The sequence below is a fragment of the Pseudomonas cremoricolorata genome, assembly GCF_000759535.1.
Lineage (GTDB): Bacteria > Pseudomonadota > Gammaproteobacteria > Pseudomonadales > Pseudomonadaceae > Aquipseudomonas > Aquipseudomonas cremoricolorata_A.
Genome location: NZ_CP009455.1, coordinates 4237244 through 4255431, shown reverse-complemented (window position 1 = coordinate 4255431; position 18188 = coordinate 4237244). Strand labels below are relative to the sequence as shown.

The 18188-nt window shown below is 63.6% G+C and carries 16 protein-coding genes; 8 read left to right on the top strand and 8 right to left on the bottom strand.

The genetic code is table 11. From position 1 onward, the window contains the following. Positions 1-36 precede the first annotated feature (36 nt). From lolA to LK03_RS19195, 7 genes are all read left to right on the top strand, one after another. The gene (gene lolA, locus LK03_RS19225; RefSeq protein WP_038414102.1) at positions 37-660 is read left to right on the top strand and encodes an outer membrane lipoprotein chaperone LolA; all 624 of its coding nucleotides are present in this window, start codon (positions 37-39) and stop codon (positions 658-660) included. 12 nt (positions 661-672) lie between these two features. Continuing rightward, positions 673-1998, top strand: coding sequence for a replication-associated recombination protein A (locus LK03_RS19220; RefSeq protein WP_038414100.1), 1326 nt, complete (start codon positions 673-675; stop codon positions 1996-1998). Beyond that, entirely contained in the window at positions 1995-2369 is a 375-nt protein-coding gene (crcB, locus tag LK03_RS19215; protein WP_038414099.1) for a fluoride efflux transporter CrcB, read from the top strand. The genes LK03_RS19220 and crcB overlap by 4 nt, the downstream gene beginning before the upstream one ends. A gap of 29 nt (positions 2370-2398) precedes the next feature. Continuing rightward, complete coding sequence (serS, locus tag LK03_RS19210; RefSeq protein ID WP_038414097.1) at positions 2399-3679, top strand: serine--tRNA ligase; 1281 nt, start codon at positions 2399-2401, stop codon at positions 3677-3679. After that, the gene (gene cysG, locus LK03_RS19205; protein WP_038414095.1) at positions 3680-5071 is read left to right on the top strand and encodes a siroheme synthase CysG; all 1392 of its coding nucleotides are present in this window, start codon (positions 3680-3682) and stop codon (positions 5069-5071) included. Between the two features lie 159 nt (positions 5072-5230). Further along, positions 5231-5566 (top strand): hypothetical protein, encoded by a 336-nt coding sequence (locus LK03_RS19200; protein WP_038414094.1) that lies wholly within the window; start codon positions 5231-5233, stop codon positions 5564-5566. 50 nt (positions 5567-5616) lie between these two features. After that, entirely contained in the window at positions 5617-6765 is a 1149-nt protein-coding gene (locus LK03_RS19195) for a PQQ-dependent sugar dehydrogenase (protein WP_038414092.1), read from the top strand. 41 nt (positions 6766-6806) lie between these two features. Here LK03_RS19195 and LK03_RS19190 read toward each other — a convergent pair whose 3' ends face one another. The 6 genes from LK03_RS19190 to LK03_RS19165 all read right to left on the bottom strand — a co-directional run bounded on the left by LK03_RS19190 (position 6807) and on the right by LK03_RS19165 (position 14612). After that, positions 6807-9206, bottom strand: a complete 2400-nt coding sequence (locus LK03_RS19190) for a hybrid sensor histidine kinase/response regulator (RefSeq protein ID WP_038414090.1) — start codon at positions 9204-9206, stop codon at positions 6807-6809. 10 nt (positions 9207-9216) lie between these two features. Then, positions 9217-9678, bottom strand: coding sequence for a response regulator (locus LK03_RS19185; RefSeq protein WP_038414089.1), 462 nt, complete (start codon positions 9676-9678; stop codon positions 9217-9219). A gap of 16 nt (positions 9679-9694) precedes the next feature. Further along, positions 9695-11953 carry an ATP-binding protein gene (locus tag LK03_RS19180; protein ID WP_038414088.1) on the bottom strand — a complete coding sequence of 753 codons (2259 nt, stop codon included), beginning with the start codon at positions 11951-11953 and terminating at the stop codon, positions 9695-9697. Positions 11954-12193: 240 nt separating this feature from the next. Then, positions 12194-13342: a M14 family metallopeptidase gene (locus tag LK03_RS19175; RefSeq protein WP_038414086.1), complete on the bottom strand. Its 1149-nt coding sequence runs from the start codon at positions 13340-13342 to the stop codon at positions 12194-12196. Between the two features lie 34 nt (positions 13343-13376). Further along, positions 13377-13901 (bottom strand): DUF4880 domain-containing protein, encoded by a 525-nt coding sequence (locus tag LK03_RS19170; protein WP_038414085.1) that lies wholly within the window; start codon positions 13899-13901, stop codon positions 13377-13379. A 405-nt stretch (positions 13902-14306) separates the two neighbouring features. Next, positions 14307-14612: a DUF6124 family protein gene (locus LK03_RS19165; protein ID WP_038414084.1), complete on the bottom strand. Its 306-nt coding sequence runs from the start codon at positions 14610-14612 to the stop codon at positions 14307-14309. Positions 14613-14744: 132 nt separating this feature from the next. Between LK03_RS19165 and LK03_RS19160 the strand changes: the two genes are divergently transcribed. Continuing rightward, entirely contained in the window at positions 14745-15407 is a 663-nt protein-coding gene (locus tag LK03_RS19160; RefSeq protein ID WP_038414082.1) for a LexA family protein, read from the top strand. A gap of 33 nt (positions 15408-15440) precedes the next feature. Here LK03_RS19160 and LK03_RS19155 read toward each other — a convergent pair whose 3' ends face one another. After that, positions 15441-17369: an acetyl/propionyl/methylcrotonyl-CoA carboxylase subunit alpha gene (locus tag LK03_RS19155; protein ID WP_038414080.1), complete on the bottom strand. Its 1929-nt coding sequence runs from the start codon at positions 17367-17369 to the stop codon at positions 15441-15443. Beyond that, positions 17366-18184, bottom strand: coding sequence for a gamma-carboxygeranoyl-CoA hydratase (locus tag LK03_RS19150; RefSeq protein ID WP_038414078.1), 819 nt, complete (start codon positions 18182-18184; stop codon positions 17366-17368). The genes LK03_RS19155 and LK03_RS19150 overlap by 4 nt, the downstream gene beginning before the upstream one ends. Positions 18185-18188 lie beyond the last annotated feature (4 nt).

Genomic DNA, 18188 nt, shown 5'->3' with positions numbered 1-18188 from the left:
GAGCCCCGGCCCCTTCACTGTTCGACGAGGATTTCCATGCCCGCGATTCGCATGCTGTTGGTTTCTGCCCTGACTGTAGCCAGCGTACCGGCCATTGCCGGTGAAAAGGACGTATCCCGCCTGACCCAGTTGCTGGAAAAGTCCCAGACCATCGACGCCAGCTTCTCCCAGCTCACCCTCGATGCCAGCGGCACCAGCCTGCAGGAAACCACGGGCAAGATGACGGTCAAGCGCCCGGGCCTGTTCTACTGGCACACCGATGCGCCCCAGGAGCAGGTGGTGGTGTCGGACGGCAAGAAGGTCACCCTGTGGGACCCTGATCTTGAACAGGCCACCATCAAGAAGCTCGACGTGCGTCTGAACCAGACTCCGGCCCTGTTGCTGTCCGGCGATGTGTCGAAGATCAGCCAAAGCTTTGACATCACCTCCAAGGAAGAAGGCGAGGTGATGGACTTCACCCTCAAGCCCAAGACCAAGGACACCTTGTTCGATTCGCTGCGCGTCTCGTTCCGCAAGGGCCTGATCAACGACATGCAACTGATCGACAGCGTCGGCCAGCGCACCAACATCCTGTTCAATGGGGTCAAGGTCAATCAGCCCGTGGCCGCCGACCGCTTCGTCTTCAACGTGCCCAAGGGCGCGGACGTCATTCAGGAGTAACCCGAGCGCGCCATGGACCTGTTTCGAAGCGAACCTGTCGCCCAGCCCCTGGCGGCCCGCCTGCGTGCGTCGAATCTGGACGAGTACGTCGGCCAGGAGCATCTGCTGGCACGTGGCAAGCCGCTGCGTGAAGCGCTGGAACAGGGTGCGCTGCACTCGATGATCTTCTGGGGCCCGCCGGGGGTCGGCAAGACCACCCTGGCGCGGCTACTGGCGCAGTTCTGCGATGCGCATTTCGAAACCGTTTCGGCCGTGCTGGCAGGGGTCAAGGAGATTCGCCAGGCGGTGGACGTCGCGCGCCAGCAGGCGGCGCAGTACGGCCGCCGCACCATCCTGTTCGTCGATGAAGTGCACCGTTTCAACAAGTCGCAACAGGATGCCTTCCTGCCGTTCGTCGAGGACGGCACGCTGATTTTCATCGGTGCCACCACCGAGAACCCCTCCTTCGAACTGAACAACGCATTGCTGTCGCGGGCGCGGGTCTACGTGCTCAAAAGCCTCGACGAAGCCGCTCTGCGGCGCCTGGTGCAGCGCGCCCTGAGCGATGAGCGTGGCCTGGGCAAGCGTCACCTGCGGGTAGGTGATGAGGCCATGCAGATGCTCATGGCCGCCGCCGATGGCGATGGCCGGCGCATGCTCAACTTCCTGGAGAACGCTTCGGACCTGGCCGAAGATGGCGAGGAAATCGACGTCGCCATGCTGCAGAGCCTGCTGGGTGACGGTCGTCGGCGTTTCGACAAGGGCGGCGAGGCGTTCTACGATCAGATTTCGGCCTTGCACAAGTCGGTGCGCGGCTCCGATCCCGACGCCGCGCTGTATTGGTACGCGCGCATGCTCGACGGTGGCTGTGATCCGCTGTACATCGCCCGGCGCGTGGTGCGCATGGCCAGCGAGGACATCGGCAACGCCGACCCGCGAGCGCTGAGCCTGTGCCTTTCGGCCTGGGATGTGCAAGAGCGCCTCGGCAGCCCGGAAGGTGAGCTGGCGGTGGCCCAGGCCATTACCTACATCGCCTGTGCGCCCAAGAGCAATGCCGTCTACATGGGCTTCAAGGCCGCGATGCGCGAGGCCGCCGAGCATGGCTCGCTGGAAGTACCGCTGCACCTGCGCAACGCACCGACCAAACTGATGAAGCAGCTCGGCTACGGTGACGAGTATCGCTACGCCCACGACGAGCCCGACGCCTACGCTGCCGGGGAAGACTATTTTCCAGAGCAGTTGCCACCGCGCCCCTACTACCAACCGGTGCCCCGCGGTCTTGAGTTGAAGATCGGCGAGAAGCTGCGGCACTTGGCCGAGCTCGACCGCAACAGCCCTCGTCAGCGGAGAAAACCATGATTGGACTCGTTGCAGCCGTTGCGGCGGGCGGTATCGCCGGTACACTGTTGCGCTTTGCCACTGCAAACTGGGTGGTGGCGCACTGGCCACGGCACTTTTATTTCGGCACGCTGGCGGTCAACTTGATCGGTTGCTTGCTGATCGGCGTGCTGTATGGCCTGTTTCTGCTCAAGCCATCGGTACCGATCGAGCTGCGTGCCGGGCTGATCGTCGGGTTTCTCGGCGGCCTGACCACCTTTTCATCGTTTTCGCTGGATACCGTGCGCCTGCTCGAAAGCGGGCAAGTTGCGCTGGCGCTGGGTTACACCAGCGCCAGCGTGGTGGGCGGGCTGCTGGCCACCTGGGCTGGCCTGGCCCTGACCCGAATCTGAACCAACCTATTAGATAACGAGAGAACGCTATGCTCGATGCCAAACTGTTACGCGGCCAACTCCAGGAAGTGGCGGACCGCCTGGCCTCCCGAGGCTTCAGCCTGGATGTCGCGCGCATAGAATCGCTGGAAGAACGCCGCAAGGCGGTGCAGACCCGCACCGAACAACTGCAGGCCGAGCGCAATGCCCGTTCCAAATCCATCGGCCACGCCAAGGCCAAGGGTGAAGACATCGTGCCGCTGATGGCGGATGTCGAGCGCATGGCCACGGAACTGGCCGAGGGCAAGGCAGAGCTGGACGCGATCCAGGCCGACCTCGATGGCATCTTGCTGACTATTCCCAACCTGCCCGATGCCAGTGTGCCGGTCGGTGCCAGTGAAGATGACAACGTCGAAGTGCGCCGGTGGGGCACCCCGGGCGAGTTCGATTTCGAGGTCAAGGACCACGTCGCGCTGGGCGAAATCAGCGGCGGCCTGGATTTCGAGACTGCGGCCAAGCTGTCCGGCGCACGCTTTGCCGTGCTGCGTGGGCCGATCGCCCGCCTGCACCGCGCCCTGGCGCAGTTCATGATCAACCTACATACCAGCGAGCACGGCTACGAAGAAGCCTACACCCCGTACCTGGTACAGGCCCCGGCACTGCAAGGCACTGGTCAGTTGCCCAAGTTCGAGGAAGACCTGTTCAAGATCAGCCGCGAAGGCGAGGCTGATTTCTACCTGATCCCGACCGCCGAGGTGTCGCTGACCAACCTGGTGGCTGGCGAGATTCTCGACGCCAAGCAGCTGCCGCTCAAGCTGGTGGCGCACACGCCGTGCTTCCGCAGCGAAGCCGGCGCTTCGGGGCGCGACACCCGTGGCATGATCCGCCAGCACCAGTTCGACAAGGTCGAGATGGTCCAGGTGGTGGCGCCGGCAACCTCCATGGAGGCCCTGGACAGCCTGACCGCCAATGCCGAGCGTGTGTTGCAAGCGCTCGAGCTGCCGTACCGCGTGCTGGCCCTGTGCACCGGCGACATGGGCTTCAGCGCAGTGAAAACCTTCGACCTGGAAGTCTGGGTGCCGAGCCAGGGCAAGTACCGCGAGATCAGCTCGTGCTCCAACTGCGGCGACTTCCAGGCCCGGCGCATGGGCGCGCGCTGGCGCAACCCGGAAACCGGCAAGCCGGAACTGGTGCATACCCTCAACGGTTCGGGGCTGGCGGTTGGCCGGACCCTGGTCGCGGTGCTTGAGAACTACCAGCAGGCCGACGGTTCGATTCGCGTGCCTGAGGTGCTCAAGCCCTACATGGCCGGCGTCGAGGTCATCCGCTAAATGGATTACCTGCCGCTGTTTCACAAGCTGCAGGGCGCACGGGTGCTGGTGGTGGGTGGGGGCGAGATCGCCTTGCGCAAGGCGCGCCTGCTCAGTGACGCCGGCGCCGAGCTGCGCGTCGTGGCGCCACAGGTCGATGGGCAACTGGTCGAGCTGGTCGCCCACAGCGGGGGCCAGGTGTTTCGCCGAGGCTACCAGGCCAGCGACCTGGCCGGTTGCCGGCTGGTGATCGCCGCCACCGATGACCCGCAGCTCAACGCCCAGGTCTCGAACGAGGCCCAGGCTATCAGCGTGCCGGTCAACGTGGTCGATGCCCCGGCGCTGTGCACGGTGATCTTTCCGGCCATCGTCGACCGCTCGCCGCTGGTGGTGGCGGTGTCCAGCGGTGGCGACGCGCCGGTACTGGCACGCTTGATTCGCGCCAAGCTCGAAGCCTGGATTCCGGCTGCCTATGGCGAGCTGGCCGGGCTGGCGGCGCGCTTCCGGCATCAGGTCAAGGCGCTGTACCCGGACGTCAACCAGCGTCGCGGCTTCTGGGAGAACGTCTTCCAGGGTCCGATCGCCGAGCGCCAGTTGGCCGGGCAGGGTGCTGAGGCCGAGCGGCTGCTGCGCGCCAAGGTCGAAGGCGCGCCGGCGCAGCAGGGTGGAGAGGTGTATCTGGTCGGAGCCGGCCCCGGCGACCCGGATCTTCTGACCTTCCGCGCCCTGCGCCTGATGCAGCAGGCCGATGTGGTGCTGTACGACCGCCTGGTGGCGCCGGCGATCATCGACATGTGCCGGCGTGACGCCGAGCGCATCTACGTCGGCAAGCGCCGCGCCGAGCATGCCGTGCCGCAGGATCAGATCAATCGTCTGCTGGTCGATCTGGCTCAGCAAGGCAAGCGCGTGCTGCGTCTGAAGGGAGGCGATCCGTTCATCTTCGGTCGCGGAGGGGAGGAAATCGAAGAGCTGGCCGAGCATGGCATCTCGTTCCAGGTAGTGCCGGGCATCACCGCTGCCAGCGGCTGCTCATCGTATGCCGGCATTCCGCTGACCCACCGTGATCATGCCCAGTCGGTACGCTTCGTGACCGGCCACCTGAAGGACGGCAGCAGCAACCTGCCGTGGCTGGACCTGGTGGCACCTAACCAGACCCTGGTGTTCTACATGGGCCTGGTCGGCTTGCCGACCATCTGCGCCGAGCTGATCGCCCATGGCCGGGCCAGTGACACGCCTGCGGCGCTGGTGCAACAGGGCACCACGCGCAACCAGCGGGTGTTCACCGGTACCTTGGCCAACCTGCCCGAGCTGGTTGCCCAGCATGAAGTGCATGCGCCGACCCTGGTGATCGTCGGCGAAGTGGTGCAACTGCGCGACAAGCTGGCCTGGTTCGAAGGCGCGCTGCAGTCTTGAACCCGATGCGCTGCTGCGACCGGCTGCTGGTCAGCCGGTCCGCCGCGCTTTGAAACATCACGAATTACCGCAACGCTCCTGGTAATCACTTCACAACGAACCTGTCAGCATTTCGGCCCTCCAAGGCAAATGCGCGCGTTTTCGTACATGAGGTGGAGTATGCGTCCTACATTGCCAAGCCTGACCGTCGGCCTGCTGCTGAGCCTGCTGGCCGCCGTCTGCGCAGCTGGCGCCCCGGTTCTTGTGGCCAAAGACGGGGTTCGCGCCAATAGCAGCAACCCCTACAACAGTCCCATCCAACGGGCCAACCCCAACAGTCGCCAGGGCAGTCTGCCGGCCACCCCGCCCGTGCGCGGTCCGTCGACCGAACCGCTGGTGCATCCACCAACCCTTCAAAACCGCGGCATCGGCAATGGTGACAACCTGCGCCAGCAACAGCAGGCGCCTGCGCTGGAGCCTTCCCGCCCGCCGCGTGACAGTTCACGCACGCCCTGAGCCCTGGCGCTACCGCCATTTCGCCCCTTTCCACGCCGAAGGAACCGAGCATGAAGCCACGCCTGCTGCTGAGCACCCTGACCGCCGCTGTGCTATTTCCCCTCCTGGCCCACGCCGCCGATGAGCAACGTCTGCCCAGCGAGGAGGGCGAACTCACGGTCAGCACCGTTGCCGATGGTCTGCGTTACCCCTGGGGCCTGGCCTTTCTGCCGGGCGGCAAGGACATGTTGGTAACCGAACGTCCCGGCAACCTGCGCCTGGTCAGCGCCGATGGCAAGGTCGGCCCGGCACTGTCGGGCGTTCCCAAGGTCTGGGCCGAGGGCCAGGGCGGCCTGCTTGACGTGGCGCTGTCGCCGAGTTTTCCCAATGACCGCACCGTCTACCTGTCGTTCGCCGAAGTCGGTGAAGACGGCAAGGCCGGGACAGCCGTGGGCCGCGGTCAGCTGTCGCCAGATCGCACCCGCCTGGAACATTTCACGGTGATCTTCCGCCAGCAGCCCAAGCTTTCCGTGGGCAACCATTTTGGTTCTCGGCTGGTGTTCGACCGTGAGGGCTATCTGTTCATTGCCTTGGGTGAGAACAACCAGCGCGCCACCGCCCAGGACCTGGACAAGCTGCAAGGCAAGCTGGTGCGGATTCTGCCAGATGGCGAAGTGCCAAAAGACAACCCCTTCGTCGGCCAGGATAACGTCAAGCCGCACATCTGGTCGTTCGGCCATCGCAACCAGCAGGGCGCTGCGCTCAATCCGTGGACCGACCAGATCTGGACCCATGAACACGGCCCGCGTGGCGGCGATGAGATCAACATTCCCCAAGCCGGCAAGAACTATGGCTGGCCGGTGGCGACCCATGGCATCGACTATTCCGGCCAACCCATTGCCGAAGCACAAGGTAAACACGTCGAAGGCATGCAGGACCCCCATCACGTGTGGGAGAGGTCTCCGGGTATCAGCGGCATGGCTTTCTACGACCACCCGGCCTTCAAAGCCTGGGACCACAACCTGTTCATCGGCGCACTGGCCACCAAGGAGCTGATTCGCCTGCAGTTGGACGGGGACAAGATTGTCCATGAGGAGCGTCTTCTGGGCGAATTGAATGCGCGCATCCGCGATGTGCGGGTAGGACCGGATGGCTATCTGTACGTGCTGACCGATGCCAAGGACGGTGCCCTACTCAAGGTGGGTTTGAGCACCGAGTGAGCCCCTGTTGACATGACCCTGGCCGCACTGGGGCGGCCGGGTCAGGCGCTAAGCGACTGTGCACCGCTTAGCAGATCTTTCAGCGCCTGGGCCAGTTGTTGGGGCTGTACGGGCTTCTGCATCACCACGCTGTCAGGCAGATCGAGGCCTTGCAGTTCGGCATAGCCCGTCAGAAACACCACCGGCAACTGTGGGAAACGCTCGCGCACCGCGTTGGCCAGTTGACCGCCGTTGAATTCCGGCATGGCGAAGTCGGTCAGTAGCAGGTCGATGCCCTCGTCCAGCAACGCCAGAGCCTGCTCGCCACTGTGCGCCTGGCGTACGCGGTAGCCATACTGACGCAGCACATCGCCCAGCAGGTCGCGTACTAGGTGGTCGTCATCGACCAACAGGATGGTGCGATCCAGTCCGCTGTCATCCAGGCTCAAAGGCGCGCTGACCGGCGCAGCTTCTACCCTCGGCACCTCACGCACGGCGGGCAGGTAGACACTGACCTGAGTCCCTTTGCCGGGCGCGGTATCGATGCGCACGCCGCCGCCGGACTGCTTGGCGAAGCCGAATACCTGAGCCAGCCCCAGACCAGAACCCTTGCCGATGTCCTTGGTGGTGAAGAACGGCTCGAAGACCTTGGCAAGCACCTCTTCACTCATGCCGCAGCCGGTATCGCGGATGGTCAGCACCACGTATTCACCCGGCTCGGGATCCTCCGGGCGCTGCGCCGGTTCCAGCAACTGGGTGTTGCGCGTGGTCAGCACCAGTTGGCCGCCGCCGGGCATGGCGTCGCGGGCGTTGATCGCCAGGTTGAGAATGATCATCTCGGTCTGGGTCGGATCGGTCATCGCTTGCCACAACTGTGGATCGAGGTCCAGGCGCACGGCGATGTTGCCGCCCAGGCTGCGTTGCAGGAGCTCCTGCACGCCATCGAGGGTGCGGTTGAGGTTCAGTGCGACGGGTTCGAGTCGTTGCCGCCTGGAAAACGCCAGTAACTGCGAAGTGAGCTTGGCACCCCGTTCACCCGCTTCGCGAATGTGCTGCAGCCGCGAGCGGGCCTTGGCCAGGTCTTCCTTGTGCAGGTCGCGCTCAAGGAAACTGGCGCCGGTGATGATGACCGTCAGCAGGTTGTTGAAGTCGTGGGCCACTCCGGCCGTGAGTTGGCCGACCGCCTCCAGGCGCTGCATCTGCTGCAGGGCGGCTTCGACGCGTTCGCGTTCATCGATCTGCTCGCGCAGGCGATTGTTCGCTTCGGCCAGGCCCATCGCCGATTCCCGCTCGCTGGTGATGTCGCGGGCGACCACATACAGCAGGTTTTCTTCACGCACCACCACCCACGACAACCAGCGCTGATTCCCGCTGACATGCTGGATACGCCCTACGAAGCGCGCACTGGTACGGCCCTGGGCGAGGGTCTTGAGTTCGTCGAGAAAGTGCGCCTGCTCAGTGCCTGGCACCAGGTGCAGCAGCGAGGTCTGGCTCAATCGTTCACGACTGATGCCCAGGGTCGCCTCCCAGGCAGGGTTGAGTGCAACGGGCGTCAGATCGTTGTTGAGTACTGCAAGCAAATCCTGGGACAGCTCCCAGGCGCGGTCGCGCTCGCGGGTCCGCAACTCGACGCGTTCGCCCAGCAGCTCATTGAGGTGCCTGAGGCCTTGGGTCGCCTGACGCTGCTGATGAATGTCCTGCAACACCCCGGAAAAGCGTACGCACTGGCCGTCGACGAAGCGTGCCTGACCCGTGCTTTGAAGCCAGTGCGGCTCCTGGCCATCTGCCATGTTGATGCGGAACTCGGCGCGATAGTGGCCGTCGCCTGTCGGGTCCATGGCCCGGCCTACGGCGCAGCGGACCGGTTCGACGTCTTCGTGATAGATGCCGCCATAGAACACATCGAGACTCACCTCGGTATTCGGCGCCAGGCCGAACAAGGTCTTGCTGCGCTCGTCCCAGTGCAAAGTGCCTTCGAGCGGACGCAGGTCCCAGCTACCCATGCCAGCCGCATCGATGGCGATGCGCGCGCGCGCCTCGACATCGGCCAGGGCCTCCTCGGCATGACGCCGACGCTGGCGTTCCTGCACTTCGGTCAGCGCCCGCCGTACCGCCTTGGGCAGCACCAGCAGGTTCTTCTTCAGCACATAGTCGGTGGCGCCCAGGCGGATCATCTCCACCGCATGCTCTTCGCCGTAGATGCCGGAAAGGAAGATGAAGGGGACGTCCGGGGCCAGGCGCTGGGCAATCTCCAGTACCTGGGTGCCGGACGAGCTGGGCAACACGCAGTCGCACAGAATCAGGTCGAACGGCTCGGCTGCAAGCGCCTGCTCCACGCCGACATGGTCGAACACCAGGCGCGACTGGATCTGTAGGCCACTGCGCTCCAGCCGCAGCAGAGTCAGCTCGGCATCCATCGAGCTGTCTTCCACCATCAGCAATTTCAGCGGCGTTTGCTGCATTGGGCGCGCCTCAATAGTTACCACGACGGGTCAGACGCAGCGAGCCGGGTGGTGGCTCGTTGACCACCGCCCAGAACACGCCGAGGTCAGAAATCGCGGTGACGAACTCCTTGAACTCTACCGGCTTGACCACATAGGCATTGACGCCCAGTTCGTAGGCGCGCAGCAGATCCGGCTCCTCGCGAGACGAGGTCAGCATGACCGTGGGGATGCTGCGCAGTTCTGGCGTCGAGCGCACGGCCTTGAGCACCTCAAGGCCATCGACCTTGGGCAGTTTCAGGTCGAGCAACAACACGGCTGGGTTACCGTCGTCACGGTCGCTGTAGGCGTTGCGACGCAGCAGGTAGTCCAGTGCGTCGGCGCCATCGCGCAGAATGATGACTTCATTGGCCAGCTGGCTGCGCTCCAGCGCGACGAGTGTCAACTCCAGGTCTTTGGGGTTGTCTTCTACCAACAGGATAGGTTTGAGCATGATCGGTGTGCTTCCCTCAGGATTGCAGGGGGTGTAGGGGGAGGGCGAAGTGGAACGTCGCGCCCTGGTCAATCTCGCCTTCAGCCCAGACTCGGCCCTCGTGCCGCTCGATGATGCGGCGCACGCTGGCAAGGCCGATGCCAGTGCCCTCGAAGTCTTCCATGCGGTGCAAGCGCTGGAACACGCCGAAGAGCTTGTTGGTGTAGGCCATGTCGAAGCCGACGCCGTTGTCACGCACGTAGATTTCCACCTCATCGGCATGCTCGCGCGCGCCGATCTCGATGCGTGCCGGCTGCCGACCGCGGGTATATTTGACGGCGTTGGACATCAGGTTCTGCAGCACCAAGTTGATGAACGCCGGGTCGGCGATGACCTTGGGCAATGGCTCGATCTGCCAGACGATGTCGCGTCCGGCGTAGTCCTGTGCCGATTCGGCCAGGATGGTGTCGATCAGTGCGTTGAGGTCGACATCCGACATGCGCAAGGCCGAGCGACCCATCTGCGAGAAATTGAGCAGGTTATCGACCAGTGTGCCGGCGAAGTGTGCAGCTTCTTCGATGTGATGCAGGAAACGCTGGCCGCGTTCCGACAGGCTCTGGCCTTCGATCTCGCCCAGCAGTTCGCTGTAACCGGCGATATGCCGCAACGGCGCGCGTAAGTCGTGAGAAACACTGTAGGAAAAAGCTTCGAGTTCCTTGTTCGAGCGCTTCAGCTCGCCGGCCAGTTGGGCCAGTTCCTCAGCCTTGCGCAGCACGATGCCGAGCACAGAGATGCGCAGCTCCAGCACACCCTCGATGATCAACGGGTCCCACGGCGTGCAGAAGCCGCGGATTTCCTCGTGCCAGCGCTCAAAACTGTGGCGCGGGCTGAGGTTGCCGGTGGCGCTGATCTGCTTTTCCGGGCGACCGGCCCAGTTGACCATGCGCGCTTGTTCCGGGCGGAACCACACCAGGTAATGGGAATGGATCTGCGAAATCGCCACCGCCAGCACTCCACCGACGTGTTCGGCCAGCTCGGGCAGCAAAGCGATATCGCGCTGGACATTGTCGCTGACGAACACACCTTCCTCATCCTGTTCGCCCAGCCAGTGCACCAGTGCGAGCACCAACGCCTCGGGTGGGGTCTGGCCGATCAGGTCGCAGCGCTCGGCGCTGATGATCGCAGCGCCCGAGGCCCCGGCGAATTCCAGCATGACGTCCGGCAGCGCCAGCAACCCGTCGCTGACACTGTCGCGGTCGGCCATGGCGGCGAGCATCTGCACGATGTGTCGGCGCAGGTCGAGGAGCATGCGCGTACTGGTGTGCGATTCGTGTGATTCGATCTGCAGCGACAGTACGCTGGCCAGCAGCTCGCAAGCGGTGCGGGTCTGGAAGTCGATGGCCCGTGGTACTTCATGGTGGCAGGACACCAAGCCCCACAGGCGGCCATCGACCACGATCGACAAGGACATCGAACCCAGCGTGCCCATGTTGCGCATGTACTGCAGGTGCACCGGAGAAACGCTGCGCAGCGAGGCGAAACTCATGTCCAGCGGTTTACCCGTGAGCGGGTTGTTGGCCGGCAGCAATGGCGAGGGCTGATAGTCGGCATCCTCGATCAAGCGGATACGGTTGATGCGGTACAGCTCGCGAGCCTGACGCGGGATATCGGACGCTGGAAAGCTCAGGCCGAGATAGCCGGCATAACCAGGGTCGGCGGCTTCGGCCATGACCGTGCCGTTGCCCTCGGCATCGAAGCGGTAGGCCTTGACCCGACCGTAACCGGTCAGGCGCTTGATCTGCTGTACCGAGCGCTCGAGCAGCTCTTCGATGCTGGCGGCATGGTGCAGGCTGCCGACGAAGCCTCGCACCAACGGGTAGTAATCGGCATGCACGCTGCTGCGACAGGGCTCGAACTCGACGATCAGCACCTGATCATGGCGGTGCGCCAGCAGGCGCAGGGGTTCTCTCCAGGCTGCGTCGGCGTGCAACATGACATCGCCAAGGTGGAACGGGAAAACGTCTTCTTCCGGCAAGAGCTGCAAGTGACTGCGCAGTTGGAATTGGCTGCTGACCAGTTCCTCGAACGGCCTGTCGAGTACGTGCTGCGTAGGAATGCCGAGCCAGCGCTGGACATTGTCGCTGGCCTGCACCACGCGCAGATCCTGTTCGTCCAGCACCAACATGAATCCATGGGGCTGGATGCTACCCGGCACCTGAATCGGCTCCTGGGCGCAGCGTTCGACGGCTTTGTCGAAGGCACTCTGGGCAGTTGTCAAGGAACACTCTCCGTTCATGGCCTGTGTTCAGGCCGCAAGCAGGTAATTAAGAGGGGAATTTAGTTACCTACGTTATCAGAAAAGTGCCAATCCATCGTTGGATTCTGGCCTTTTGAGGCCAATGAGACGAGTAGGTTCTACATTGCGAGGCGTTTTGTACAAGTTTTTTTTCGCTAGGGTGGATGGCGCACAGGCCGCTGCCCGTGTCATCCGGGGGGGCTGCACCCGCCCATGGCGGGCGGGTGCAGGTGCGCAGGCTCAGCGCAGGGCAGGGGCCATGGCGTGCAAGGTGTCCAACACCGCTGCTGCAAGGGCCTTGGAGCGTTCGCCTGACCAGCCCGTTTCAGGGTTGGGCGCGTCATCATGGTCCTTGAAGGGCATTTCCAGGGTCAGCGCCAGGCAATCGTGGGCCTGGCCAACCGCATTGCAGGCCAAGGTCATGTTGGCCTGGCCTGGCAAGCTGCGGGTGTAGCCGTGAACCTGCTGGAAATCTGCCGTGAGTTCGCACAGGGTGTCACGGAACTGGGCCTCCAGCGCTGCGAGACGAGGCGTGTAGCCGGGGTTGCCCTCGCAGGCGGCGGTGAATACATGGGGAATTTCTTCGTCACCGTGCACATCGATGAACGCATCCACGCCGTAACGCTGCATCTGCGTCTGGGCAAAGAACACCTCAGGGCTCAGCTCGACGCTGGCGTCCTGCCAGGCGCGGTTGAGGTCCTGGCCCTTGAAGTTGGTGCGCAGGTGGCCGTGGAAGGCCCCATCGGGGTTCATGTTGCAGATCAGGTAGAGGTCTGCGATCGCCAGCAACTGCTGCATCGAGGTGTCGTTGGCCTGCAAACGGTCGATGACGCCTTCCATGAACCATTCGGCCATATGTTCGCCGGGGTGCTGCTGGGCAATCAGCCACAGCTTGCGTTTGCCCGATGCGCCATCACCTGCACGAAGCAGCGGTACCTCGCGGCCTTCGACGCTACGGCCGCTGGCGAGCAACGCTACTCCCGGAATGTGTCGGGCGCGTTCGATCAACTGATTGTGGCGGGCACGCGGGTAGGGTTCGAAGTAGGCGAACCACGCTTGGGTTCGTTGGGCGTCGAGGGTGAAGTGCAGGGCGCTTCCATCGAACTCGCTGGGCACGCGGAACCAGCGCTGCTGATCGTAGGACGCCACGGCCTGATAGCCGCTCCAGGCGTGTGGATAGGACGATTGCCCGGCGTTCTCCAGGCTGAAGCGATGACGCTGGCCAGGGGTCAACCCGTTGCTTCGAAAGTGAAACCACTGGAAGTGCCCACTGTAGGTGTCAGGGCGAATCGCCAGGCGTACCTTGTACGGGTCGCTGGCATCGAGCACGTCGATGTTGCCGGAATCGAAATCGCAATCGATCTGTAGCGGGGTTGGCGTCACGGTCATTGCCCGGTTCCTCTGGCGTTGTTGTGACGCTACTTTACACCCCTGAGCTCCACAGACCGAAGGCCAGCAATGCAGCCGCGCCCAGACCCAGCGCCAGCGAGCAACCGCCCAGGGAAAACGCTGCACGGCCTGTGCGATACCAGCCCTGATCACCCAGTTCGCGAGCCGGCGCCAGCAGGCTGCGCCAATGCAGTTCGGTGGCATGGAAGGCTTGCAGGTGCACGGGCGAGGCGTCCAGCCAACGACGAAAATCGATGCGTTCGCAGGCGGTGGCGGCGGGGCTCTGCAGGCGTATGTACCAGCGCGTGGCCTGGGCATTGACAGCAAGCGGCTTGGCTGAAGTGCTGTGCAGTGCTTCGATCATCAATTGCTCGACCCTGGTCAGCGGCAGGTTGAGTCGCTCGGCGATTTGCGCAAATGTCAGCTGATCGAGACGATTGAGCAGAAATACCTGCTGCGCTCGTCGTGGCAGGCGGCGCAAGTCATGCAGCAACGCCGCTCTGGCAGGTTCATCGACGGCGCGCGGGCCGTGGTCAATTGGCAGCAGTAGACGGCTCATGGAGATTCCTTGCAGAAAGGGGGGCATCTTCCGTGACGTGGCGCCAGCTTAATCTTAACGAGATTGATTCTCAAGTGCTGATTCCGCAAAAGCGTTCAGTGACCTTTTAACCAGCGACATGGGTTTGCTATCATCGCCAGCATTACAGCGGTAACCCTTCTTCATTAGCCTGAAGAGCCAAAAAAAAGACCCAGCAAAAGCTGGGTCAAAAACCGTGATTAGCCTGATGAGGAGATAGTCTGAACGCCCGACCTGAGGGCCTTCGGATTATCCAGCGGGTCTCTCGACCTGCTGAGTGCAATAATAATCGTTATCATTTGGCAGTCAAATGATTTTTAGCGATCTGGCGAAAAAAACGCCTACGCACTTCCTGATCCTGGTTTTACACCTTCCTTTCTACTTCCCCTACGTCAGTTGAGCATGTTTCTGCTCGAGCAATGACCTGGCCATGTTGATCATGTGCATCAGAGCGTACATCACTTCCCGCACGTTGCCCTGCTGATGGCTGGCACTGTCACAGGCGGTGGCGGCTGCGCTGCGCAGCAGGTTCATGACATGGGCGTCGACCATTTCTGGTGTGGCATCTTCGCGCACGGCCCAAGGCGTGTTATCGACGCTGGTGCTGGAGGGGGTCGGATTGAGGTAATAATCGAGGGCGCGGCGCGCGGCTTCGCTGTCGAGATCCTTGTCTGAATATGTCGTGGGTTTCATCCTGTTACCAATCAGTTGTGAGTGAGACATGAATACCACACTCATAATAGTACAGGCCGTACTTGTAGGGTGGTTCACAAATACTACAATTTGTGTATTGAGCGCTGCAGGGCAGTCCGTATCGTGCGGGCGATGGATAAATGGATCGCGCTGGTAAAGCAAAAATTACGTGAACTCGGCCTTTCGCAAGAGCAGCTCGCCGAACGCATCGGTGTCACCCAGGGCGGGGTCGGGCACTGGCTGCGAGGCACGCGTACGCCGAAGGTCGACATGATGAACAAGGTTCTGGTGGCCCTTGGCATGCCGCACCTGCAGGTATCTCTGAAGATCGTGCCGGTCAATGCCGTCGGCGAGCGGGCAGGGGTCTACGGCGAGGCGACCGCCGAGTCGGACGTCGACAGTCACGGGCAATACCTGCTGTCATTCCGCTACCCGGTCCTGGCCTGGGCCGAACTCGACGGGCCGTTGCCGCTGACCAGTATCGTCACCGAGCAAACCGACTACTGCGCCCAAGGCAATGCGTTCTGGCTGAGGGTCGAGGGCGATCTGATGAGTTCGGCCACCGGCCCCAGCGTGCCGGAGAACATGCTGGTGCTGGTCGACCCCGGTGTACCGGCAGCGCCAGGCAAGCTGGTCATCGCTCGCCAGACGGGCACCGCGGCGATGTTCCGCCAGTTGATCGAAGATGGCGGTCAGCGCTACCTTAAACCGCTCAATCCCACGTATCCCAAGCTGCTGTGCAGCGACAGCCTCGAGGTGCTCGGCGTGGTGGTACGTTCACACGGCATGCATTGATTCATCCCGGCCAGCTCGCTGGCCGCGTGCTCATCACTGCGCCGCCAAGGCCACCAGCACCGCACCCTCGCTGACCATGCTCCCTTCTTCACACAGCAGCGCACTGACCGTACCCGCCTCGGGCGCGCGAATGCTGTGTTCCATCTTCATCGCCTCCAGCACCACCAGCGCCGTGCCGGCTTCGACCGTTTGTCCCACCTCCACCAGTATCCGCACGATGCTGCCGTTCATCGGTGCGCTCAGGCCACCGGCACCGTGCGCCTCGTGGGCGGCTGCCCTGGCCGGGTCATCCAGTTGCACCGCGTGCACTTCACCTTGCCACTCCATATACAGCGTATCGCCGTGCAATTCGGTCAGCGGCTGACGCAGCCAGTCGATCTGCGCGAGCCGGTCGTGCGGGTCGTGTTCCAGGCACACCACCTGCCGTTCTCCCTGGCTGCGCAGCGACAGCACGCTGCGCGCCGGCAAGCCCAGGCGCAGGCCACGTGCCTCGGCCCAGGGTGATTGGGCATCGTCGGCGCGGTGCATAGTGCCACGCCAGTGTAACCAGACCATTGCCGCCGCATGCCAGAACGCGCTCGACAGTGGCTCGGCCGGGGGCAGTAGTTGCGCGGCATGGCGGGGAATGAAGCCGGTATCGAGTTCGGCAGCCGCAAAGGCGGGATGGGCGAGAATGCGTTGCAGGAAGCGCAGGTTGGTCTTCACCCCGCCCACTGCGGTTTGTTCAAGCATGGCCAGCAAGCGCTGGCGTGCCTGCTCGCGGTCCTCCCCCCAGGCGATCAGCTTGCCCAGCATCGGGTCATAGAAGGGTGAAACCACATCGCCTTGCTCGACCCCGGTGTCGACCCGACGGCCCTCGCCAGGCGCGGGCTCGCGATAAACCGCGAGGGTGCCGGTGGACGGCAGGAAATCCTGCTGGGGATCCTCGGCATACAGCCGCACCTCGATGGCATGACCGTGCAGCGGTACAGCGTCCTGGCCGATAGGCAGTGCCTCGCCACGTGCCACGTCGATCTGCCAGGCCACCAGATCGAGCCCCGTGATGGCTTCGGTGACCGGGTGCTCGACCTGCAGGCGCGTGTTCATCTCCATGAAGAAGAACTCACCGCGGGCATCGAGCAAAAATTCCACCGTCCCCGCACCGACATAGCCGATAGCGCGTGCCGCGCGCACCGCGGCCTCGCCCATGGCCTGGCGCAGGGCAGGGGACAGCCCGGGGGCGGGCGCTTCCTCGACCACCTTCTGATGCCGGCGCTGAATCGAACAATCGCGCTCGTGCAGGTAAAGGCAGTGACCGTGCTGGTCAGCGAACACCTGGATTTCCACATGGCGCGGTTGCAGCAGGTATTTTTCCAGGAGCATGCGTGAATCACCGAAGGCCGATTGCGCCTCGCGCTGTGCCGAGGCCAGCGCCTCGGCCAGTTGCCCTGGGTGCTCGACCACCTTCATGCCTTTGCCGCCGCCTCCCGAGCTGGCCTTGAGCAGCAGCGGGTAGCCAATGGCGTCGGCTGCTTGCTGGAAAGTCGGCAGGTCCTGAGCCTCGCCGTGGTAGCCCGGCACCAGTGGCACGCCGGCGGCGGCCATCAGAGCCTTGGCTGCCGACTTGCTGCCCATGGCCTCGATGGCGCTGGCAGGTGGACCTATCAGCAGCAGGCCGGCGTCGGCCACGGCGTGGGCGAACTGCGGGTTTTCCGACAGGAAGCCATAGCCAGGGTGAATCGCCTGAGCGCCGCTGCGGCGCGCGGCATCGATCAGTTTGGCGATGTCCAGGTAGCTGTCGCTGGCCTTGGCACCCCCGAGGTCGACGCGCAGGTCGGCCTCGCGCACATGGCGAGCCTCACGGTCGATGCTGCTGTGCACTGCCACGGTGGTCAGGCCCATGGCCCTGGCGGTACGCATGATGCGGCAGGCGATTTCGCCACGGTTGGCGATCAGCAGGGTGGTCAGGGTAGGTTGGCTCATGGCTGCGGGTCCTGTGCGGTGATACCGGTCTGCCAAGCCGGGGGGCGTTTGTCCAAGAAGGCCTGCAAGCCTTCCTCGCCTTCGGCGCTGACGCGAAGTTCGGCGATGCAGCGCTGGCAGGCCTGGCGCAGTTCGCTGCTCGGAGCGCCGCCTTCGACTTCGTTGAGCAGCGCCTTGCTGGCACGCAGCGCCTGTGGGCTGTTGAGCAGCAGGTTGTCGACCCAGCGCGCCAGTTGCGCATCCAGCTCGCAGGCATCACACACTTCGCTGAACAGTCCCAGTTGCACGGCGCGCTCGCCGTCGAAACGCTCGGCACTGAGCGCATAGCGCCGCATGGCCCGGGCACCGATGGCGCGGGCCACGAACGGGCTGATCACTGCCGGGGCCAGGCCAATGCGTACTTCCGACAGGCACAGGGTCGCGTCACGGCTGCCGATGGCCATGTCGCAGCAACTGATCAGGCCCAGCGCGCCACCGAAGGCCGCGCCCTGGACAACGGCCAGGGTCGGCATGGGCAGTGCGTGCAGGCGGTACATCACCTCGGCCAACGCCTCGGCATCGCGCAGGTTGGCCGCGTAATCGAGCTGCGCTGCGGCGCGCATCCAGCCCAGGTCCGCGCCGGCGCTGAAATGCCGGCCACGGGCACGCAGCACCACGAAGCGCAGGGAAGGGTCGTCGGCCAATTGACCCAGAGCGGTATTGAGCTCGGCGATCATCTGGCCGTCGAAGGCGTTGTTTTTCTCGGGGCGGTTCAGCCACAGGGTGGCAAAGCCGCGTGGATCGTGGATCAGTTCCAAGGTATCGAACGGGTTCATGGGC